Source organism: Pseudoxanthomonas mexicana (assembly GCF_010093385.1).
GTDB classification, from domain to species: Bacteria; Pseudomonadota; Gammaproteobacteria; order Xanthomonadales; family Xanthomonadaceae; genus Pseudoxanthomonas_A; species Pseudoxanthomonas_A mexicana.
The window spans coordinates 52,395-73,733 of sequence record NZ_PDWV01000008.1; the positions used below are offsets into that span (position 1 = coordinate 52,395).

General features: G+C 67.0%; 20 protein-coding genes and 1 tRNA gene. 11 read left to right on the top strand and 10 right to left on the bottom strand.

Annotation, left to right across the window (positions count from 1 at the left end):
• The first annotated feature begins 72 nt into the window (after positions 1–72).
• The gene (locus tag CSC76_RS04920; RefSeq protein WP_238394876.1) at positions 73–1,107 is read left to right on the top strand and encodes a LacI family DNA-binding transcriptional regulator; all 1,035 of its coding nucleotides are present in this window, start codon (positions 73–75) and stop codon (positions 1,105–1,107) included.
• A 159-nt stretch (positions 1,108–1,266) separates the two neighbouring features.
• On the opposite strand, the gene CSC76_RS04925 is transcribed toward CSC76_RS04920, so the two are convergent.
• Both CSC76_RS04925 and CSC76_RS04930 read right to left on the bottom strand, forming a co-directional pair.
• The gene (locus CSC76_RS04925; protein ID WP_162108920.1) at positions 1,267–2,943 is read right to left on the bottom strand and encodes an alpha-amylase family glycosyl hydrolase; all 1,677 of its coding nucleotides are present in this window, start codon (positions 2,941–2,943) and stop codon (positions 1,267–1,269) included.
• Entirely contained in the window at positions 2,943–4,328 is a 1,386-nt protein-coding gene (locus CSC76_RS04930) for an MFS transporter (protein WP_162108921.1), read from the bottom strand. Before CSC76_RS04930 ends, CSC76_RS04925 begins: the two co-directional genes overlap by 1 nt.
• Before the next feature lie 370 nt (positions 4,329–4,698).
• Here CSC76_RS04930 and CSC76_RS04935 point away from each other — a divergent pair, with 370 nt between their 5' ends.
• The 3 genes from CSC76_RS04935 to CSC76_RS04945 all read left to right on the top strand — a co-directional run bounded on the left by CSC76_RS04935 (position 4,699) and on the right by CSC76_RS04945 (position 10,282).
• A complete protein-coding gene (locus CSC76_RS04935; RefSeq protein ID WP_162108922.1) occupies positions 4,699–6,315 on the top strand; it encodes an alpha-glucosidase family protein in 1,617 nt (538 codons plus the stop codon).
• A gap of 44 nt (positions 6,316–6,359) precedes the next feature.
• Complete coding sequence (locus CSC76_RS04940) at positions 6,360–7,259, top strand: alpha/beta hydrolase (RefSeq protein WP_162108923.1); 900 nt, start codon at positions 6,360–6,362, stop codon at positions 7,257–7,259.
• Positions 7,260–7,531: 272 nt separating this feature from the next.
• Entirely contained in the window at positions 7,532–10,282 is a 2,751-nt protein-coding gene (locus tag CSC76_RS04945) for a TonB-dependent receptor (protein WP_162108924.1), read from the top strand.
• A gap of 120 nt (positions 10,283–10,402) precedes the next feature.
• Here CSC76_RS04945 and CSC76_RS04950 read toward each other — a convergent pair.
• A tRNA-Ala gene (locus CSC76_RS04950) sits at positions 10,403–10,478 on the bottom strand.
• A 17-nt stretch (positions 10,479–10,495) separates the two neighbouring features.
• Positions 10,496–11,605, bottom strand: coding sequence for a ribonuclease D (rnd, locus tag CSC76_RS04955; RefSeq protein WP_162108925.1), 1,110 nt, complete (start codon positions 11,603–11,605; stop codon positions 10,496–10,498).
• Positions 11,606–11,762: 157 nt separating this feature from the next.
• On the opposite strand from rnd, the gene CSC76_RS04960 reads away from it, so the two are divergent.
• The 6 genes from CSC76_RS04960 (at position 11,763) to CSC76_RS04985 (ending at position 16,498) form a co-directional block, all read left to right on the top strand.
• Positions 11,763–13,580 (top strand): formylglycine-generating enzyme family protein, encoded by a 1,818-nt coding sequence (locus CSC76_RS04960; RefSeq protein ID WP_162108953.1) that lies wholly within the window; start codon positions 11,763–11,765, stop codon positions 13,578–13,580.
• A gap of 17 nt (positions 13,581–13,597) precedes the next feature.
• Entirely contained in the window at positions 13,598–14,509 is a 912-nt protein-coding gene (locus CSC76_RS04965; RefSeq protein ID WP_162108926.1) for a M48 family metallopeptidase, read from the top strand.
• On the top strand, positions 14,506–15,045 hold the full coding sequence (locus CSC76_RS04970; protein WP_162108927.1) for an SRPBCC family protein: 540 nt from the start codon (positions 14,506–14,508) through the stop codon (positions 15,043–15,045). Before CSC76_RS04965 ends, CSC76_RS04970 begins: the two co-directional genes overlap by 4 nt.
• A gap of 139 nt (positions 15,046–15,184) precedes the next feature.
• Positions 15,185–15,511, top strand: a complete 327-nt coding sequence (locus CSC76_RS04975; RefSeq protein WP_162108928.1) for a hypothetical protein — start codon at positions 15,185–15,187, stop codon at positions 15,509–15,511.
• Between the two features lie 116 nt (positions 15,512–15,627).
• The gene (locus CSC76_RS04980; RefSeq protein ID WP_162108929.1) at positions 15,628–15,978 is read left to right on the top strand and encodes a VOC family protein; all 351 of its coding nucleotides are present in this window, start codon (positions 15,628–15,630) and stop codon (positions 15,976–15,978) included.
• A 79-nt stretch (positions 15,979–16,057) separates the two neighbouring features.
• The gene (locus tag CSC76_RS04985; protein ID WP_162108930.1) at positions 16,058–16,498 is read left to right on the top strand and encodes a phage tail protein; all 441 of its coding nucleotides are present in this window, start codon (positions 16,058–16,060) and stop codon (positions 16,496–16,498) included.
• Positions 16,499–16,501: 3 nt separating this feature from the next.
• Here CSC76_RS04985 and CSC76_RS04990 read toward each other — a convergent pair whose 3' ends face one another.
• From CSC76_RS04990 to gluQRS, 6 genes are all read right to left on the bottom strand, one after another.
• Entirely contained in the window at positions 16,502–16,657 is a 156-nt protein-coding gene (locus CSC76_RS04990) for a hypothetical protein (RefSeq protein ID WP_162108931.1), read from the bottom strand.
• Between the two features lie 104 nt (positions 16,658–16,761).
• Complete coding sequence (locus tag CSC76_RS04995; RefSeq protein WP_156383629.1) at positions 16,762–16,932, bottom strand: hypothetical protein; 171 nt, start codon at positions 16,930–16,932, stop codon at positions 16,762–16,764.
• 53 nt (positions 16,933–16,985) lie between these two features.
• Positions 16,986–17,726 carry an acetoacetyl-CoA reductase gene (phbB, locus tag CSC76_RS05000; RefSeq protein ID WP_162108932.1) on the bottom strand — a complete coding sequence of 247 codons (741 nt, stop codon included), beginning with the start codon at positions 17,724–17,726 and terminating at the stop codon, positions 16,986–16,988.
• 75 nt (positions 17,727–17,801) lie between these two features.
• Positions 17,802–18,305 carry a polyhydroxyalkanoate synthesis repressor PhaR gene (gene phaR, locus CSC76_RS05005; RefSeq protein WP_162108933.1) on the bottom strand — a complete coding sequence of 168 codons (504 nt, stop codon included), beginning with the start codon at positions 18,303–18,305 and terminating at the stop codon, positions 17,802–17,804.
• A 184-nt stretch (positions 18,306–18,489) separates the two neighbouring features.
• Positions 18,490–19,230: an acetoacetyl-CoA reductase gene (phbB, locus tag CSC76_RS05010; RefSeq protein ID WP_162108934.1), complete on the bottom strand. Its 741-nt coding sequence runs from the start codon at positions 19,228–19,230 to the stop codon at positions 18,490–18,492.
• A gap of 45 nt (positions 19,231–19,275) precedes the next feature.
• Positions 19,276–20,196 (bottom strand): tRNA glutamyl-Q(34) synthetase GluQRS, encoded by a 921-nt coding sequence (gene gluQRS / locus CSC76_RS05015; RefSeq protein ID WP_162108935.1) that lies wholly within the window; start codon positions 20,194–20,196, stop codon positions 19,276–19,278.
• Positions 20,197–20,317: 121 nt separating this feature from the next.
• On the opposite strand from gluQRS, the gene htpX reads away from it, so the two are divergent.
• Complete coding sequence (gene htpX / locus CSC76_RS05020; protein WP_162108936.1) at positions 20,318–21,199, top strand: protease HtpX; 882 nt, start codon at positions 20,318–20,320, stop codon at positions 21,197–21,199.
• Positions 21,200–21,339: the final 140 nt, after the last annotated feature.

Below are 21,339 nucleotides of genomic sequence, written 5' to 3' on the forward strand. Positions count from 1 at the left end.
CCCCGGATCGCCGCCGGCCTCCCAGCGTGGCATCATCCGGTCCTCTGCCGTCCGTATCCGAAGCCGTCCGTGATCGCGCCCATCAAGGGAAAGGCCACCTCGCTGGACATCGCCCACCTGGCGGGCGTGTCCCAGCCCACCGTGTCGCGCGCGCTGCGGGGCAGCCCGATGGTCAACGAGGAAACGCGCAAGCGCATCCTGGCCATCGCCGAGCAGCTGAACTACAAGGTCGACAAGAACGCCTCCAACCTGCGCCGCCAGCATTCGGGCACGCTGGCCCTGCTGTTCTTCGAAGATCCGACGCCGGACGAATCGGCCATCAATCCTTTCTTCCTGTCGATGCTGGGCAGCATCACGCGTGCCTGCGCGCTGCGCGGCTACGACCTGCTGATCTCGTTCCAGCAGCTGTCCAACGACTGGCAGGCCGACTACGAAGACAGCAAGAAGGCCGACGGCATCATCCTGCTGGGGTATGGCGACTACCTGGAGTCGCGCAGCCGGCTGGAGAAGCTGGTCGAGCAGGGCACCCACTTCGTGCGCTGGGGCGCCGTCCAGCCGGATACGCCCGGGGTGTCGATCGGTTGCGACAACACCCAGGGTGGCCACGACATCACCGCGCACCTGGTCGCGCAGGGACGGCGACGCATCGCGTTCCTGGGGCATGCGTCCAACCACTATCCCGAATTCTTCGAGCGCTACCTCGGCCATCGCCAGGCACTCGAAACCGCGGGCCTCCCAGCCGATCCCGCCCTGCAGGTCGATGCCCTCACCACGGAGCAGTCCGGCCACGACGCGGCCACCGAACTGCTGGCCCGCGGTGCACCGTTCGATGCGATCTTCGCCGCCAGCGACCTGATCGCCGTCGGCGCCATGAAGGCGTTGCTGGAGCGCGGGTTGCGCGTGCCCGACGATGTCGCCGTGGCCGGCTTCGACGACATTCCGCTGGCCAGCTTCATCAATCCCGGCCTGTCCACCGTGCAGCAGGACACCAAGCGCGCGGGTGCGTTGCTGGTCGAGACCTTGCTGGCGCTTATCAACGGCGAGCCCGCCGAAAGCCAGACCATCCCGGTGAAGCTGGCGCTGCGCGGGTCTACCGCAGCGAAGTGAGGGCGCCGTTGTAGGAGCGACGTCAGTCGCGACCGCAGACCGTGCATGTCATGAACTCGTGCCGACCTGCCGACCGCAAGGGTTCGCCTTGGGCATCCTGCGCCGAAGTGGGCTGACGGCATCCGGTCGCGACTGACGTCGCTCCTACAGTGGGGCCCCTCAATCCGCCTTCGGCGCCTTGCGCGCCATCAGCTCGGCCAGGCGCGCGCGCGTATCGGCGCGGGTGATCGGCGCGTCCAGCAGGAACACGCGCACACCGTGCGCCGGTACCTCGGCCTGCAGGCGGTTGCGCACACGTTGGGTCTTGCCGGTGAACGCATCGCGCCATTGGCCGGATTGCAGGTGCTCCGACACCGACAGCTTCGCCGGTGTATCCGCCTTGTTCAGCAGCACCAGCGCGGTCTGGGTGACGCCTTCGTGCTGCAGGACGCGGTAGAAGATCGCCTGGTCGCCTTTCAGGCGCACGTTGAGCTGCAGGCCGCGCTGCAGGGCCGGGGTATCGCGGCGCAGCTGGGCGATGCGCTTGAGCGGGGCGAAGATCGGACTCTGCGGCGCCGCGTCGATGCGTTCCTGACCGAAGTAGTTGCGGTTGCCGGCATGCTCTGCGTTGCCGCGCTCGAAGCCGATCTCGGAGCCGTAGTAGATCACCGGAATGCCGCGCGCCGTGAACAGCCAGTTGTGCGCGTCGATGAAGCCCGCGTCGCTGGCCTTCATGCGCGCCATGTCGTGGTTGTCGTAGAACGTCATCAGGTCGTACGGGTTGGCGTACGGGCCGTCTTCCAGGTACAGCGCCTTGCCGATCTCCTCGTAGCCGGTGCCCGGTTTCTCGAACACCTCGGTCAATTTCGCCTTCAGCGGAAAGTCCAGCACGCTGTAGCTGCCGTTGCGGGCCCAGGTATGGCCGGCGATGCTGGCGGCGTCGTAGTTGAAGTTCTCGCCGAACATGAAGAAGCCCGGTTTCTTCGCCCGGATGCGGTCGGCGAATTCCTTCCAGAACGCGTGCGGCATCCAGGCGATGGTGTCCACGCGGAACGCCGCCGCGCCCTGGTCGATCCACTGCTCGTATGCGCCGACCAGGTACTCCATCACCGCCGGGTTGTTCTCGTTGAAGTCGGACAGCTGCGCCAGGCCACCGCCGGTGTTGTAGAAGGCGTGCATCGGCTTGCGGCGCGGGTCCAGCCTGTCCGGGTCCAGGTTCTGGTGGTCGGCGATCAGCCTGCCGTCCTTGTCCCAGACCTTGCCGTACTGGGGCTGCATCTTCGGCATCGAATACGCGGGCGAGCCGTGGTTGCCGACGATGTCCAGCACCACGTCGAGCTTCTGTTCCTTCATGGCGCGGGTGAAGCCGGCGAAGTCCAGCCCTTCGCTGGGCAGGTGTTCATCCAGTTTGTAAAAGTTGATGCCCCAGTAGCCGTGGTAGCCGGTCTTGCCACGGTCGGTGAACATCCCGGCCCACTTCACTTCTTCGCCGCCGGTGAAGGCTTCATCCGGGTTGTCCACGATCGGCGTGATCCACACCGAGGTGAAGCCGAGGTCGCGGATGTAGCCGGCGTTGTCCAGCACGCCCTTGAAGTCGCCGCCCAGGTAACCGACGTTGTCGGTCTGTCCCTCCGGCGCGCCGGGCGTGGGGCGGTCGAAGGTGTGGTTCGCGCCGCCCTGGTCGCGGTGGTCGTTGGACGGGTCGCCGTTGACGAAGCGGTCCGTCAGCACGAAGTACACCGCCTCCTTCGCGAAAGGCTCGGTGGTGCCGTAGAAATCGTCCGCGGCAAGTGCGGCAAAGGGGGCGCAGAGCAGGGCGGCCAGGCTGGCGGCGAGCGGTCGGCGTGGAAACTTCATCAATGGGCCTGCGAAGCGAGGGAGACGGGCGCGTGCGCAGGTTCGCGCACGCGGACGAGTGCCAGCGCCGCCAGCAGCAGGCTGGCGCCGCTGATGACCAGCGCGAAGACCGCCTCGTTGGCGAAGAACGCACGCAGGGCCGGGCCCAGCAGGGTGGCGGCGACGATCTGCGGGATCACGATGAACATGTTGAAGATGCCCATGTAGAGGCCCATCTTCTCCGCCGGCACATGGCTGGACAGCAGGGCGTAGGGCATCGACAGGATGCTGGCCCACGCCACGCCGACCAGAGCGAACGAGCCGATCAGCCAGGCCGGATGCGGCACGAACCACATCGACAGGAAGCCGACGCCGCCCAGCACCAGCGAGCCGGCATGCACCGCCTTGCGGTTGAGCGGGAAGCGCGCCGCATAGAAGCTCAGCAGCAGGGCGACCAGCATCGACGACAGCCCGTAATAGCCCATGTAGGAGCCGACCAGGTCGGCCGCGTTCTGGAAGGCGGCATTGGCCGACTGGAAGGCGGCGGCCTGTGCCGGGACCGCCATGTCGAAGGCCGCCGGGTCCGGCGCGGGCGCCTTGAACACGTGTTCGGTCAGGCCGGGGGTGGCCATGCTCCACATGGCGAAGAAGGCCAGCCAGCTGAAGAACTGCACCAGCCCCAGGCGGCGCATCTGCGCGGGCATGTGGACCACGTGGTGGGCGATCTCGCCAGCGAAGTTGCCGCGGCGCTTCTGTTCGTCGCGGAACCGCTGCAGGTCTTCCGGCGGATACTCGGGCGTGGTGAGGATGGTCACCAAAATGCTCGCCATGAAGACGAAGGCGCCGATGGCGAACGCCACCTTCACCGAGGGCGGCACCACGCCAGGACCGGCTTCGTTCGGTACGCCGAGCTGGGCGATGAACCAGGGCAGGTTGCTGGCCACCCACGTGCCCACGCCGATGATCAGCGTCTGCAGCACGAAGCCGTACGAGCGCTGTTCCTCGGGCAGCTTGTCGGCCACCAGCGCACGGAACGGCTCCATGCTGATGTTGATGCTGGCATCCAGCACCCACAGCAGGCCTGCCGCGATCCACAACGTGGGCGAGTGCGGCATGAACACCAGGGCGATGGAACTGAGGATGGCGCCGATCAGGAAGAACGGCCGCCGGCGCCCCAGGCGCGGATGCCAGGTACGGTCGCTGAGATAGCCGATGATCGGCTGCACCAGCAGGCCGGTCAGCGGCGCGGCGATCCACAGCAGCGGCAGCGCATCCTTCTCCGCGCCCAGGGTCTGGAAGATGCGCGACATGAAGCCGCCCTGCAGCGCGAAGCCGAACTGTATGCCGAGGAAGCCGAAGGACATGTTCCAGATCTGCCAGAAGGACAGGCGTGGCTTGGCGGTCATGCAGGATTCCTGGCGGAGCGTGGACAAGGGCGTGCGCGAAGGTCGCGGACGTGGCGGCATCTTGCAGGCAAGCGCGTGCGTTTCCATGCTGCACCGCAAACAATGCGGATAGCGCACCGGGTGCGGCCGATCGTGCCCGCCGAGCGTCGAGTTACCGCCCAAGCCCTTGCCGCACCTGGATTTCGGCCGTTCCTTCCAGCCTCGGATGCCGACCAACGCGCTACGCACGTCCGCTGACGTGAGCGTTGCATGCATACGTATTCATGCGCGCCCGTAACGCCTCGCCCTCACGCATGTCGGCGGGGCGTGGAATAGTGGCGCCCGCCGTGCGCACCGGAGGGGTGCGCCATGCATGCAGACCGGTGCCGCAATGAAGAAGAACAATTGGTGGCGCGGAGCGGTGATCTACCAGATCTACCCCCGCAGCTTCCTGGACACCAACGGGGATGGCGTGGGCGATCTGCCCGGCATCGTCGAGAAGCTGGACTACATCGCGGGCCTGGGCGTGGACGCCATCTGGATCTCGCCGTTCTTCAAGTCGCCGATGGCCGATTTCGGGTACGACATCGCCGACTACCGCGACGTGGATCCGTTGTTCGGCACGCTGGCCGACTTCGACGCCCTGCTGGCCAAGGCGCATGCGCTGGGCATCAAGGTGATGATCGACCAGGTGCTGAGCCATTGTTCGGTGGAGCACGCCTGGTTCAAGGAAAGCCGCGAGAGCCGCGACAACCCGAAGGCCGACTGGTACGTGTGGGCCGATCCGAAGGAAGACGGCACGCCGCCCAACAACTGGATGTCGCTGTTCGGCGGCGTGGCCTGGCGCTGGGAGCCGCGCCGCGAGCAGTACTACCTGCACAACTTCCTGGCCAGCCAGCCGGACCTGAACTTCCACAATCCGGCCGTGCAGGACGCCACGCTGGACAACGTGAAGTTCTGGCTGGACCGCGGCGTGGACGGCCTGCGCCTGGACGCGATCAACTTCTGTTTCCACGATGCGCAGCTGCGCGACAACCCGCCCAAGCCGAAGGACAAGCGCGTGGGTCGCGGTTTCAGTCCCGACAATCCCTACGCGTACCAGTACCACTACTACAACAACACGCAGCCGGAGAACATCGGCTTCCTGGAGCGCCTGCGCGCGCTGCTCGACCGGTATCCGGACGCGGGAGCGCTGGGCGAAATCTCGTCGGAAGACTCGCTGGCCACCACTGCCGAGTATGTCACCGACCAGCGCCTGCATATGGGCTACAGCTTTGAGCTGCTGACCGACGACGGCACGGCCGGCTACATCCGTGACACGGTCGAGCGCCTGGAAGCGGCGATGGTGGAAGGCTGGCCGTGCTGGGCCATTTCCAACCACGACGTGCAGCGTGCCGTGACGCGCTGGGGTCGCGGCGATGCCTCGCCGGCGCTGGCGGCGCAACTGGTGGCGCTGGTGTGTTCGCTGCGCGGCTCGGTCTGCCTCTACCAGGGCGAAGAACTGGGCCTGCCCGAGGCCGACGTGCCGTACGAAGCGCTGCAGGACCCGTACGGCAAGACGTTCTGGCCGAACTTCAAGGGCCGCGATGGCTGCCGCACGCCGATGCCGTGGCACGAAGGCGAGCAGGCCGGCTTCAGCCAGGGTCAGCCCTGGCTGCCGATCCCGGCGGAGCACCGCGCCATCAACGTGGCCGCGCAGGACGCCGATCCCGACTCCATCCTCAACCAGGTGCGGCGCTTCCTGGCCTGGCGACGCAGCCAGCCCGCACTGCGGGTGGGCCGCATCCGCTTCCTTGATGCGCCGGAACCGGTGCTGGCGTTCGTGCGCGAGACCGAAGGCGCGGCGATGCTGGTGGTGTTCAACCTGTCGCCGCAACCCGTCGCATGGAAGTTGCCCGCCGGCCTGTCGCCGCACCCGGTGGACAGCCACGGCCTGCCGTCCGGCACCGTGCAGGACGGCACGCTCGCGCTTCCGGCCCGCGGCGTGTACTACGCCGTCATCGATTGAACTGGAGTGCCGTGAACATGGGCAGCGGAGTGGTTCGGATCGGCATGGCACTGCTGCTCTCCGTCGCGTCGTGCGCGGTGCTGGCACAGGATGTCGCGTCGCCTTCACCGCCCGCTCAGCGGGTTGTCGGCGAGGGCGTCACCGGTACGTTGCTGCGCCATTCGCAGTTTCCCTCGCGCCTTGTCGCGGCCCGGAACGTGGATGTGTGGCTGCCACCCGGCTACGACGAGGCGAAGGACGCACGCTATCCGGTGCTCTACATGCACGATGGCCAGAACGTGTTCGATCCTTCCAGCTCCTACACCCGCGTCGACTGGGGCGTGGATGAGGCGATGACGCGTCTGATCGGCAACGGCCATGTGCGACCGGCCATCATCGTGGCCGTGTGGAACACGCCCAGGCGCCTGCAGGAGTACAGGCCGCGCAAGGCCCTCCGGGGCGAGAGCTTCATCCCGACCCCGGGCGCCCCGCCGTTCCCGACGGCCGAGATCGTCGCCGACGCCTACCTGGCCTTCCTGGCTACCGAACTGAAGCCGTTCATCGATGCGCAGTACCGCCCGTTGACGGGGCCGTCGGACACGTTCGTGATGGGGTCCAGCATGGGCGGGCTGATCTCCGCGTACGCAGTGATGGAGTTTCCCCACGTGTTCGGTGGGGCAGGGTGCGTCTCCACGCATTGGCCGATCGCCGGCGGCATCGTCGAGGACTATGTGGCGACGCATGTCCCCGCGCCCGGTCGGCATCGCTTCTATTTCGACTACGGCACCGAAGCCATCGACGCGCAGTACGAGCCGCACCAGCAGCGGGTCGATGCGGCGATGCGCGCGCGCGGTTACCGGCCCGGCGTGGACATGGTGAGCCATCGTTATCTCGGCGCGGCCCACAACGAGGCCGCGTGGCGCGATCGCATCGAAGTGCCCCTGGTGTTCCTGCTGCGTCCCTGAATCGCCGCCGGATCCCGGTGCCCCACTGCGCAGGTGAATGCGCTTCGGATCCGGGGAGGGTGGCGTTCGCACGCCTGCGTGCAGGCATGGATTGCGCGTTACATGATGACGCGGAATATGCATGAATACGTATGCAGCGCGGTTTGTGCAGCTGCGTGCACCACTACCATGGCCGCACGTTCCGGGGCACCCGCCCCGGCGTGGCAGAGCCGGGCGATCGCATCGCGCGACGCACCCGGTTCATCGCATACAACGTCCTTGGAGAGGGGAACATGCAACTCAAGCGCAACCTGCTTAGCGCGGCGTTGGCGTCCGCCATCGCGCTGACCGCGACCGGCGTACAGGCTCAGACGGCCGAAGCCACCGCAGAACAGAACCAGCAAGCCGACGCCACCGAGCTCGATACCGTTGTGGTGACCGGCATCCGCCGCGGCATCGAAAGTGCTATTTCGGTGAAGCGCGATTCCACCTCCATCGTCGAGGCGATCTCCGCCGAAGACATCGGCAAGCTGCCCGATGTCAGCATTGCCGAATCGCTCGCCCGCCTGCCGGGCCTGGCCGCGCAGCGCGTCGCCGGCCGTGCGCAGGTGATCAGCGTGCGCGGTCTGTCGCCCGACTTCTCCACCACGCTGCTGAACGGCCGCGAGATGGTCAGCACCGGCGACAACCGCAGCGTCGAGTTCGACCAGTATCCGTCCGAGCTGGTCAGCGGCGTGACCGTGTACAAGACGCCCGACGCCGGCCTCGGCGGCCAGGGTCTGTCCGGTACGGTCGACATGCAGACCGTGCGTCCGCTTAGCTTCGATGCGCCGGTCGGTGCGGTCGGCATCCGCGGCCAGCGCAATTCTCTCGGCAACGCGGCCGATGCGTCCGCGTACGGCGAGCGCATCAACGCCAGCTACATCACCCAGAACGAAGCGCGCACGTTCGGCTTCTCGATCGGCTATTCGCATGCGACCACGCCGATCCAGGAGAACCAGGTGGGCCTGTACGAGCCCTGGCAGGCGATCGGCGACAACTGGCGCCCGGGCGTGCCGGCCGGCACCTTCTATTCCGATGGCATCAAGGCGCTCCGCCGCACGGGTGAGACCAAGCGCGACGGCGTGATGGCGACCCTGCAGTTCCGTCCCTCCAATGCCTGGACCAGCACGCTGGACCTGTTCCATTCCGAAGCGGAGCAGGTCAGCACTGCGAACCAGTTCGAAGTGCATATCGGCGACTACAACGGTGGCTATGGTCGCCTTGATGTCGACGACCCCGTCATCAACGGCAACAACACGTTCACCGGCGGCACGGCCAACAACGTGTATCCGCTCGTGCGCGGCATGTACAACTACCGCGAGGACGAGATCAACGCGTTCGGCTGGAACAACGAGTTCAATGTCGGTGCGGTGCGCCTGGTGGCCGATGTCAGCTGGTCCAAGACCAAGCGCGACGAAATCAATCTCGAGAACAACACGCAGCGCCTGCCGGCCCCGCAGTTGGATTCGGTCGGCCTGAGCTTCCGCTCGGGCGGCTTCTCGCAGATCAATCCGGGTTTCGACTATTCCGATCCTTCGCAGCTTTTCCTCGCCAACACCATCTACGGTTCCGGCTACGGCAAGACGCCCAAGGTCGAGGACCACCTGACCGCCGTGAAGCTGGCGGCATCCTTTCCGCTGCCGGAATCGCTGGGCTGGTTCACCGATCTGGACGTCGGCCTGAACTACGCCGACCGCGAGAAGAAGAAGCGCCAGCCCGAAGGCAACATCAACCTGGGCGCCCAGGGCGTCACGTCCATCGCCTCGGACCTGCAGTACGGCCTGGTGGATCTGCGATTCGCCGGCATCGGTTACATCCCTTCCTGGAACGTGCCGGCCGCCGTCGCCCGCTACATGACCTTCAATCCGGTGGACAACCTGTCGTACCTGATTCCAAAGGCATGGGACGTCAACGAGAAGATCAGCACGGGTTTCGCCCGCGCCAACATCGATACGGAGTGGGGCTCCATCCCGGTGCGCGGCAACATCGGCGTTCAGATCCAGCACGTCGACCAGTCCTCCCAGTCGCGCTACTGGGACAGCACCCAGCCGGCCGGCAGCAACGTGCAGCCTGTCGACCGCGGCAAGACCTATACCGAAGTCCTGCCGAGCATGAACCTGGCGTTCTCGCTGCCGGCGGACCAGACCCTGCGCATCGGTCTTGCGGAGCAGGTGGCGCGGCCGCGCGTGGATGAACTGCGTGCGTCGCTGGAATTTGGCGTGAACACGGCGACCGGCGAGCCGGGCGGCAGTGGCGGCAATCCGGAGCTCGAGCCCTGGCGTGCCTATGCGTTCGACCTCTCCTACGAGAAGTACTTCGGCACGAAGGCGTACGTGGCCGCCGCGTTCTTCTACAAGGACCTGCGTACCTACATCTACACCGAGTCGCGTGACGGATTCGATTTCAGCGATTTCCTGGTGGATTACGTGCCCGGCCCGGGCGAGCCGCCGACGCAGAGCACCGGTCGTTTCACCGCGCCTTACAACGGCAAGGGCGGCAAGATGAAGGGTATCGAGCTGACCGCGTCGCTGCCGCTGGACCTGTTTACTGATGCGCTGGAAGGCTTCGGCGTGATCGCCAGCGCCAGCTTCAACGACAGCGACATCACCATCCCGCCGCCGCCGGGTTCGACCAACAGCGTCGGCAGCCAGAACATCACGCTGCCGGGTCTGTCGGAACGTACCTTCAACCTGACCGCCTACTACGAGCGCAACGGCTTCGAAGCGCGCGTCAGCCAGCGCAAGCGTTCCGACTTCATCGGTGAAATCGGCAACTTCGACGGCGACCGCACCCTGCGTTACGTGGTGGGCGAAGACGTCACCGACGCCCAGGTGAGCTATTCGTTCCCCGAAGGCCACGCGCTGAATGGCCTGAGCGTCCTGTTCCAGGTCAGCAACCTGACCGACGAGGCCTACCAGACCTACGCCGGCACGAAGGATCGCCCGCTGGAATACGTCGAGTGGGGCCGCACCTACCTGCTGGGCGTCAACTACAAGTTCTGATCAGACGATTTCCTGCTCTCCCAGCCCGTCGGCCTCGTGCCGGCGGGCTTTTTCTTTGGAAGAGCGGAGTGGGCGGCGCAAAGAAAAAGGCCAGGCTTTCGCCTGGACTTTCGTGTTGGATGGTGGAGCCAGGGAGGATCGAACTCCCGACCTCGTCATTGCGAACGACGCGCTCTCCCAGCTGAGCTATGGCCCCACAAGAGCGGCGCCATTCTAGCCCGCGGCGGGCGCCTGTGCCAAGCCTGGGCCGGCCAGGATCGGCTCCAGCACGGGTTGCAGTTCGGCCCGTCGCCAGCCGGCGAGGGAGGCGGGCCACTGGCCGGATTCCAGCAGCGCTTCCAGGTGGCGTCGCGAGGCCAGCACCCCGTCGGGCAGGCCCAGGCCGGCGCTCCGGGTGGCCACGGCATCCTGCAGTCGCTTGAGCCGCGCCTTGTCGCCGTCGCTGGCGGCACGCGCCAGCGGCATCGCGGCCTCGTCGTCCACGGGCGTAGCGAGCGCCTGCCACAACGGATCGGCCAGCTTGCGGGGCGCCTTGGGCTGGCCGTCGAACAGGCGCAGCAGCGCCGTCTTGTCCGTTGGCGGCGTACGCGCCAGTGTCACGGCCAGCTCGTTGTCCAGGATCCAACTGCGCGGCTTGTCACTGGCCCGGGCCTGTGCCTCGCGCCAGCGCAGCAGGCGCACCAGGCGGCGTTGCGCATCCGCATCGAGGAACTGCGCACTGCGCATGCCCAGATGCGGCCAGCGCTCGCCTTCGTCCTGCGCGGCATTGTCGACAAAGCGCGCGCAGTCCTCCTCCAGCCAGCCAAGGCGCCCCGAAGACGCCAGCGCTGTCCGCAAGGCATCGTGCACGGCGAACAGGTAACGCACATCGTCGGCGGCATAGTGGAGTTGCGATTCGCTGAGCGGTCGTCGCAGCCAGTCCGAGCGTGTCTCGCCCTTGGGCAGCACGACGCCGGTGATGCGCTCCACCAGCTTCTGGTAACCGATGCCTGCCGCCACTCCGGCCAGGGCGGCGGCGATCTGCGTGTCGAACAGGGGGGTGGGCAACGCATCGCAGGCCACCTTGAACGCCACCAGATCCTCGCTGGCGCTGTGCATCACCTTGGTGATCGCGGGATCGGTCAGCCACGGCCGCAGGGCGTCGGTCATGCCGGGGGCCAGCGGGTCGACTAGCAGCACGTCGTCGTCCAGCGCGATCTGCACCAGCGCGAGTTGCGGCCAGAAGGTGCGCTCGCGGACGAATTCGGTATCCAGGCCGATCCGCGTGGGCCGGCGCTGCAGGTGCGCATCCAGCGCGGCGGGGGTGTCTATCCAGTGGGGCAACGTGGTCTCCGCGTAATGCGTCGTTTGCTCAGTCAGGGGACAATAACCTAAGGTCCCGGCTCAGCCAGTATCGTCTGCCGGTATTGTCTGCCGGCATTCTCTCACGGGGGCCGGTCGCTCCCATCACGGAGGGTGTTTGCGCGCGATCCTTGCCGTCATGTTGCTCACGCTGCCGTGGCTCGCCGCGTGCTCGCGCGATGCGGCGGGTCCGGGCGACGCCAAAGGCGCCACCGATGCCGTACGCATGCCCAGCGTGACGGTCAGTGGCGATGACAGCAGCGTGGAGGAGTTGAACTGGCGCCCGCCGGCCGTAACGCTGGCGCCCGAAGGCGTTGCCGATGCGCATCGCCGTGCCGCGGCCGCCCTGTCCGACGGGCGTCTGTTCGATACGGCAGACGATGCCATTCCGCTCTACCTTGCGCTGTTGCGCCTGGATCCTGCCGATGCCCGCGCCAGACGCGGACTCGACCGCAGCCTCGATCGGTTGCTGGAGCAGGGGCGGCAGACGCTGCGCCATGCCGAAGACCGCACCGAATCGTTGCGGCGCGCACGCCAGATCGCGGCCGTCGCACGCACCGTGGCGCCCGGCGATACGGCGGTTGCCACGTATCTGGCCCGGGTGGACGAAGCCGATCAGCTCACCCGGCTGAACGTGGCCAGCGAGCGTGCGCTGCGCGAGGGCCGGCTGGGCGAAGCAGGTGGCGGCGCGCTGGCCGGCTTCCGTGAAGTGCTGAAGTGGAAACCGGGCCAGCCGCGCGCACTGCAGGGCGTGGCGGCGGTCGAGAGCGCGATGATCCGGCGCGCCGAAGAGGCCGCCCACGGCAGCGACTTCGCCACGGCCCGGCGCTGGCTGGACCATGCCGCGCAGGTCCGCCAGGACGCGCAGACCGTGGCCGACGCGCGCGTGCGGGTGGAAGCCATCCGCCTGGCGCGCATCGTCGAACTGCGCGACGCCGGCGTGCGCGACCTGGTCACGCCACTGGGGCTGAAGGATGCGCGGATCAAGCTGGCCGAGGTCCTGCGCATCGCCGAACCGGGCAATCGCGTTGCCGCCGATTTCCGGCAGCGCATCGACCTGGCGACCCATTACGGCCTGTTCCGTCCCGGCCAGGCGTTCACCGATGCGTTGCATAACGGCGGTCGCGGGCCCGAAATGGTGGTGGTACCGCACGGAGGCTTCCTGATGGGCGCGGGCGACGACGAGGTCGATGCCGCCGATGCCGAGAAACCCGCGCACTACGTCCGCTTCGACCGCGGCTTCGCCATGGCGCGGCATCCAGTGACGGTGGGCGAGTTCCGGCGTTTCGTCGAGGCAACCCAGTACCGGCCACGGGCCACCCGGCGTGGCCACTCCATCGTCTATGACGAACGCAGCGGCAATTTCGTCCGTCGCAGCGGGGTGGACTGGCGATCCGACTACGCCGGCCAGCCCGCCAGCGACGACATGCCGGTGCTCCACGTGAGCGTCTACGACGCCGAGGCCTATGCCGAGTGGCTGGCCGGCCAGACCGGCCACGGCTACCGGCTTCCCAGCGAGGCCGAATACGAATACGCGCTGCGCGCCGGCCAGCAGGGACGCTACGCCTGGGGCAACGGCCAGCCGCCGCGCGGCGTGGCCAACCTGACCGGGGGCAACGACCGCTCGCCCAGTGGCCGCACCTGGAACAACGCGTTCGTCGGTTATGGCGACGGTTACTGGGGACCGGCGCCGGTAGGCCGTTTCCGCGCCAATGCCTTCGGCCTGAAGGACCTGGACGGCAACACCAGTGAATGGGTCGGCGACTGCTGGCATGCCAGCTACCGGCGCGCTCCGGCGGACGGGGCCGCATGGTTCAACCCCGGCTGCAGGTCGCGGGTCGTGCGCGGCGGTTCCTGGGCCAGTTCACCGGCGCAGGCGCGCGCGGCATGGCGTTCGTCTTCGGATTCGGATATGACTAATGCGCGGGTGGGTTTCCGCGTCGTTCGCGGCATCTAGCCGCCAGGGAGAGGGTGATGAGGCAAGATCCTTACGGTCGCTCGCAGTACGGGCAGGGCGGCGGGCGTCGCGGCAGCGGACTGGGCAACCTGCGCTGGCTGATCCTGCTGGGCTTTCTGGTTTACGGCGGGTGCTATTACCTGAACAACCGCGTCGTCGATCCGTACACCGGCGAGAAGGTGCTGATCGACAATTCGATCGGCGTGGAAGAGGAGAAGGCGCTCGGCCTGCAGGCCTACGAGGAAATCCTGCAGCAGGAGCAGCCGGTCGATCCCAATTCGCAGATCGCCCAGCAGGTACGCGCCATCGCCCAGCGGCTGATCGCCAAGGTGCCGGAGGTGGAGGCTGCCATCGCGGCGGAGAAAGGCACCCAGCCCAGCGGCAACTGGAAGTCCTTCGACTGGGATGTCAACGTCATCCAGTCCGACCAGGCCAATGCCTTCTGCCTGCCCGGCGGCAAGATGGCCGTCTACACGGGCCTGATCCCGGTGGCGCAGAACGCCGACGCCGTGGCCGTCGTCATGGGGCACGAGATCGCCCACGCCCTGCTGCGCCACGGCGCGCAGCGCATGTCGCAGCAGAAGCTCACCCAGATCGGTCAGATGGCCGGCGCCATGAGCGGCATGGATCCGCAACAACAGCAGATGGTGATGGCCGCGATGGGCTACGGCTACCTGCTGCCCTACGCACGCGAACACGAGACGCAGGCCGATGAAGTGGGCCTGATGCTGGCCGCGGCGGCCTGCTTCAATCCGCAGGAAGCCGTGTCGCTGTGGCAGCGCATGAGCGAAGCCAGTGGGGGCCAGGCGCCGCCGGAGTTCTCCTCCACCCACCCCAATCCCGGCACGCGCATCCAAAACCTCACCGCGCTGATGCCCAAGGCGATGGCCTACCGCGCGAAGCTCTGCCCCCAGGGAGCGGCGCAGTGAAGACGCTGGCAGGGGTCGTGCTGCGGGGGCTGGCGGTCGCCGCGCCGGTGCAGGCGGCGGTCAAGGATGCGCAGCCTAATGGCTTCACCCTCGAGAATTCCGAATGGGTACCCGGCGCGCCGCAGGTGGCCTACGCGGCGCTGGTGAACGATGTCGGCCGCTGGTGGCCGGCCGACCACACCTGGTGGGGCGATGCCTCGAGGCTGTCGATCAGCGACAAGGCCGGCGGCTGCTTCTGCGAGATCAAAGGCGCGCAGCAGGCCTGGCACATGACGGTGACCTTCACCGATCCGGGCAAACTGATGCGCATGACCGGGGGCCTCGGCCCGTTGCAGGGCATGGGGCTGCACGGCGCGCTCGAGTGGCGCTTCGTCGAAGAGAACGGCGGCACCCGCATCACCCTGTGGTACCGCGCAGGGGGTTACACACCGGATGATGTCGGCAAGTTCGCGCCCGTCGTGGACAAGGTGCAGGGCCTGCAGCTGGGCGGCCTGGCGACGTTCCTGCGCAAGGGCAACGAGGGCGCCCCGCGCTGAGCCAGGCGCATCCGGCCACCGGGACGAAGGCTGCCTTCGGCCGCTTTGCCTGAGGAACGACATCAACGCTCGGCTCGAGCCGGAGATCGGCGCACAGGCCGTGTGCCCACTCCGGTCGGCCATGCAAGGGAGGGGGGGCGTGTTCAAGAGAATCGCGATCGTTGTCATGGTGCTGCTACTGGTACTGGCGCAGGGCTATTTCATCTATGCCATCCAGCACGGTGCCGGCGACGCATTCGCCGAGACCTGGGCCGGTTTTGACATCGTCCAGTCGGGCTACTCGCATTTCGTGTTTCGCACGATCAAGGGATGGTGGTCCTTGCCCATGCTTTGTCTGTGCCTTGCGACGGTGGCCGCAAAAAGCGGTCGGACGCGCCATGCAGCACTTGCGCTCACGGTCAGTGTCGTCGGCATCATTGCGTTGTTGGCGGCCGCGTACGCCCCCGGGTTGTTCATCTCCGTGTGAGCTCTGCCGACGGAGGGCCGGTGAGCCGGTTCCATCGCGCATCCAGCGCTGCACGTCGTCCGCCAGCGCAGCGCGATAGCTTGTTTGCCGGAAGCCGCGTTCAAGGAGTGAGATCCATGCCCCAGATCATCCCCATGCAGCCCGTCCGCCATCTGCCGCGGGCGATCGCGTTTTACGAGAAGCTCGGTTTCACCCTCGAAGACCGCCGCGACGACTGGGGCTGGGCGAAGCTGTGCTGGGGCGATTGCCAGGTGATGCTGGACCAGTCGATCAACGTGAACCCGGACGCGCCGCGCGGCGCGGTGCTGTACCTCTATCCCGACGACATCAGCGTCTTCCATGCGCAGGCGCGGGCGAACGGGCTGGACGTGCCGGAGTTGGAGACTACGTTCTACGGCATGCGCGAGTTCCGGATCGACGATCCGGATGGCAACCGGCTGTGGATAGGGCAGGTGGAGGTGGCCTGACCTCCGCGGGCGAGGAATCGCGTTGGAAGAGCGTGTGCCCCACACGGGCGCGCTCTCCTTCCCTCATGGAGCCCCTGCCATGCCCGTACAGCGCGATCGTCCGTATGCCGGAATGAATTTCCACGTCGACCTCGGTCTGGGCGACGGGCCCGATGCGGGCGTGTCCGAGGTGGTCTTCCCCGAAGCCCGCCTGCAGGTGAACGAGTACCGCAATGGCAACGACAGGGTGCTGGAGGCGACGAAACTCCCAACGCTGACCCGGTACGACAACCTGCTGCTGCGCCGGGGCGTGACCGGTTCCCTCGCCTGGTATCAGTGGTGGGACGAGGCACGCAATGGGGGCGATGCGCGGCGCACGGTCACCATCACGTTGCTGGACGAGCAGGGCAACCCGGTGATGCGTTGGCGCTTCCTGCGGGCGCGACCGGCGGCGTACGCGCCTTCACCGTTGGATGCGGCGGTGGGCGACACCCTATTCGAGACACTCGAGATCGCTTTCGAGCGCTTCGAAATGGAATGACGGTCAGGCGCCGGGATCGCGCGGGAAGGGTTCGCGCAGGTAATCCAGCGGGAAGTCGATGGCCAGGCCGAGCAGGGCACAGCCAAGTGCCATGGCGGCCGATGAAGGTGCCTTGCCGGTCAGATGGAACAAGGCCAGCCCCGCCGCGATGCCGAGCAACGGAGGCACAACCCGGCGAGGCCTGTTTCAGAAGCCGAGCAGTGCGACGATCAGTTCCATGGCCGACTCCCGATGATCGACATCGGGAGCGTAGCCCGTGGCGCTCAGAGCTTGCTGAAGAGCGTCGCGGCCACCAGCAGGCCGAAGCCGGCGACCACCAGCCAGAACGCATGCGGAGCGAGCACCGGCACGTAACCGAACTTCGCGGCGATGCCGCCGCCGCCCAGCAGCAGGGCGATCAGCCAGACACCGAAGGTGGGAGGAGTGAGTTTCATCGGGAAGTCTCTTGAGGGTTCGTGAAGAGATCGTCGTACGACCGGGGATCAGGTCAGAAGCTCATGAACAGGCCGCCGTTCACCGGCAGGTTGGCGCCGGTGATGTAGCCGGCATCGTCCGCAGTGAGAAAGGCGACCGCGCGCGCGATGTCGGCTGGCTGGCCGATGCGGCCGACGGGGACCGACGCGACGGTCCGCTCGCGGACCTCGTCCGGCATGGCCCGGGTCATCGGCGTTTCCACGTAACCGGGCGAGACGCTGTTGACGGTCACGCCCTTGCGCGCGACTTCGCGGGCCAGCGACATCGAGAAACCGTGAAGGCCGGCCTTGGCCGCGGCGTAGTTCACCTGGCCAAAGTTGCCGGTCTGGCCGCTCACCGAGCTGATGTTGACGATGCGACCGAAACCGCGTGCCTGCATGCCGTCCACGGCGTGCCGGCACAGGTTGAATACGCTGTCCAGGTTCACGCCGATCACCGCGTCCCACTGCGCCTTGTCCATCTTGCACAGGGTGGCGTCGCGGGTGATGCCGGCGTTGTTGACCAGGATGTCGAGGGCGCCGTGGCGGTCCTGGATGTCCCGTACGAAGGCCGCGCAGGCATTGAAGTCGGCCACGTCGACGACGGCGGTCTCGATGTCCAGCGAGGCGGTACGGGCCCGGAACTCGTCCAGGCGTTCGGGAGAGGCGGGCAGGTCGGCAGCGATCACCTTGCGGCCGGCGTTCGCCAAGGCCTGGCAGATCGCCAAGCCCAGGCCGCCCAGGCCACCGGTCACCACGGCAATGCGTTGCGTCATGCGAAGTTCCTGAGGGTGTGGCTCAAAAAAAGGCCCGCGCAACAGGGCGCGGGCCGGGTCTCACTACGTAGAGGATCAACGCGCGCGCGTTTTCGGCGTCTCGCGCGGAGCGTCCTTCGGCTTGACCGTCGTGGGGCGGCCCATGCCGCCGGTCAGGTTGCGCTGGAATTCCTGCCACAGCTCCATGTTGCGTTCGGTCAGCTGGTTCATCATGGTCCAGGGCGTCTGGCCCAGCAGGTTGCCCATCTGGCTGCGGAACTGCTGCTGCTGCTCCATGAACAGCTGCATGCTGCGCTCCAGGTAGTTGCCCATGAAGCCCTGCAACGAGTCGCCGTAGAAGCGGATGATCTGGCTGAGCAGCTGCGTGGACAGGACCGGCTCGCCGTCCTGTTCCTGCTCGCTGATGATCTGCAGCAGCACGGTGCGGGTCAGGTCGTCGCCGGTCTTGGCGTCGCGGACCTCGAAATCCTCGCCGTCCACGATCAGCTGGCGCACGTCCTCGATGGTGATGTAGCTGGAGATCTCCGTGTCGTACAGACGACGGTTGGGATACTTCTTGATGATGCGGATCGCAGCCATTGAGTCTTCGCTCTAAACGCGTATTGCGGCAGCATGACGCAGCGCAACAGCCCTTGCAACAGGCCGGAGGGCAGGGTGTCCCTGTTCAGGCAAAGCGGGGCGCGGAACGGGAACGACGTGATCCTTCGCCGGAGGCGGCATGGCAGGAGGCCCGCGCCCCCGACTCCCCGTTCCCCTCTGTGCCTCACCACCCCATATGGTGGCCGCCGTTGATGTCCAGGTTGGAGCCGGTGATCCAGCTGGCCTGTTCGTCGACCAGGAAGGCGACCGCGTAGGCGATTTCCTCGGGCTTGCCCAGGCGACCGGTGGGAATGTCGGCGGCGATCTTGGCGCGGACTTCCTCCGGCACCGCCATCACCATGTCGGTGGCCACATAGCCGGGCGATACCGTGTTGACGGTGATGCCGAGCTTGGCGTTCTCGCGCGCGAGCGAAATGGTGAAGCCGTGCATGCCGGCCTTGGCGGCGGCGTAGTTGGCCTGGCCGTACTGGCCCTTCAGGCCGTTGATCGAACTGATCTGGATGATGCGGCCCCATTTGCGGTCGCGCATCCCTTCGATCACCGGACGGGTGACGTTGAACACCGAGTTGAGGTTGGTGTTGATGACATCGCCCCACTGGGTGGCGGTCATCTTGTGGAAGGTGCCGTCGCGGGTGATGCCGGCGTTGTTGATGAGGATCTCGACCGGGCCCAGCGTCCGTTCCACTTCCTTCACCATCGCCTGCGCTTCGTCCGGCGAGGTCACGTCGCCTTTCACCAGCGCGATGTCGTAGCCGTCGGCCTTCATCTGCGCCTGCCACGCGCGCGCCTTCTCCTCGTTGCGGTAATTGGTGGCGACCTTGTGGCCCATGTCGGCCAGCTTCTTGCAGATGGCGGTACCGATACCTCCGGTGCCGCCGGTGACCAGGGCGCCGCGCGATGTCATGTGGGGGATCTCCGTATACCGCCGCAAGCCGACGGCGATCCGATTCTAGACAGCGCCTTCGACAGGATTGTTGTGCGCCGCAGCGAACGTCACGTGTGTCACTTTGGGCAGGCGCTCGGGCCGGAAGCCTCGGGCCGCGGCCTGCATCGTCTGGGCCACCGTCGGCAGGCCGGTGAGCAGGGCCGGCGCCTGTCCCAGTGCCTGCCAGGCGGCACGGAGGGCGGGCAGGGGTGACGCATCGTCCACCGGCAGGGCGGCCATCGCCTTGGACAGCTTGTCGCCGTGGGCGTCGACGATCAGCGGCAGGTGCAGGTAGCGCGGCGTGGGCAGGCCCAGCGCGCGCTGCAGCAGGATCTGGCGGGGGGTGGAGTCGAGCAGGTCCGCCCCGCGCACGACATCGGTAATGCCCTGTTCTGCATCGTCCACGACCACCGCCAGCTGGTAGGCCCAGAAACCATCCGCTCGGCGCAGGACCACATCGCCGACGTCGCGGTCGACCGCCTGCGCGATGTGCCCCTGCAGGCCATCGATGAAGGCCACGGTGCTGCCATCGGTGACGCGCAGCCGGATGGCGGGCGACCGCGCGGGGTCGCGTGCGACGCAGCGGCGATGGATGCCGCCCGCTGACGCCAGTTCGCTGCGGCTGCAACGGCACTCGAACGCCGTGCCCGTGGCCAGCAGCCGCTCCAGCGCGCTGGCATACCGGTCATGGCGACCGCTCTGCCAGACGACGGGCAGGTCGGAGGTCATGCCGAAGGCCGCCAGCGTGGCCAGTTGGGCCCGGGCAGCGCCGGCAACTTCGCGGGGGGGGTCCAGGTCCTCCACGCGCACCAGCCATTGGCCATGGTGGTGACGCGCGAGCAACCAGCTGCCCAGGGCCGCCACCAGCGAGCCGAAATGCAGGCGGCCCGTGGGCGAGGGCGCGAAGCGTCCCCGGTAGCGGGGGTGGGGAAGCGTCTCGGTCATTCGTCGGAAAGAAAGGAAAGCTGAACCACACAGTCAGCCATTGGCTTGAATTCGTGTCGCTGCAACCGCAATTCTGCGGCGTCCACCTCTGTTCTTGCACGTCATTTCTGGAGCTTCAACCGTGTTCACGCGCGTCGCCCTGTTCCTCGCCACCAACCTGGCCGTCCTGGTCCTGGCCGGCATCGTCATGTCGCTGTTGGGGGTGAACCCCAACCAATTGGGGGGGCTGCTGGTTTTCGCCGCCATCTTCGGCTTCGGCGGATCGCTGATCTCGCTGCTGACCTCCAAGTGGATGGCCAAGCGTGCCACCGGCGCGCAGGTGATCGAGCAGCCGCGTAACGATGCCGAGCGCTGGCTGGTGGCCACCGTTCAGCGCCAGGCGCAGGCGGCCGGTATCGGCATGCCGGAAGTCGCCGTCTACGATGCGCCGGAGATCAATGCCTTCGCCACCGGCGCCAACCGCAACAACGCCCTGGTGGCGGTGTCGACCGGCCTGCTGCGTTCGATGAACCAGGACGAGGCCGAGGCCGTGCTCGGCCACGAGGTGGCGCACGTCGCCAATGGCGACATGGTGACCATGGCCCTGCTGCAGGGCGTGCTGAACACCTTCGTCATCGTGCTGGCGCGCGTGGTGGGCGGCGTGGTGGACAGTTTCCTGTCCGGTAACCGCGAGGGCGAGGGCCGTGGGTTTGGCTACTACATCATCGTGATGGTGCTGGAAGTGGTGTTCGGCCTGTTCGCCACGATGATCGCCATGTGGTTCTCGCGCCGCCGCGAATTCCGCGCCGACCACGGCGGCGCCTCGCTGGCGGGCCGGCAGAAGATGATCGCCGCGCTGGAGCGCCTGAAGCAGCAGCAGCGCCCCAGCACGCTGCCTGCCCAAGTGGAAGCGTTCGGCATCGCCGGCGGCATCGGCCAGGGAATGAAGAAGCTGTTCCTCAGTCACCCCCCGCTGGAGGAGCGCATCGCCGCGCTGCGCGCACAGCAGGCCACCGTCGCCTGAGCCGCGCGAGGCCGCAGGAACGAAAAACCCGCCGGAAGGCGGGTTTTTTCAGCGTTTTTCGTAGGAGCGGGCCATGCCCGCGATGCTTTTTGGACCAACGGCGGAGAGCATCGCGGGCATAGCCCGCTCCTACAAGCGCG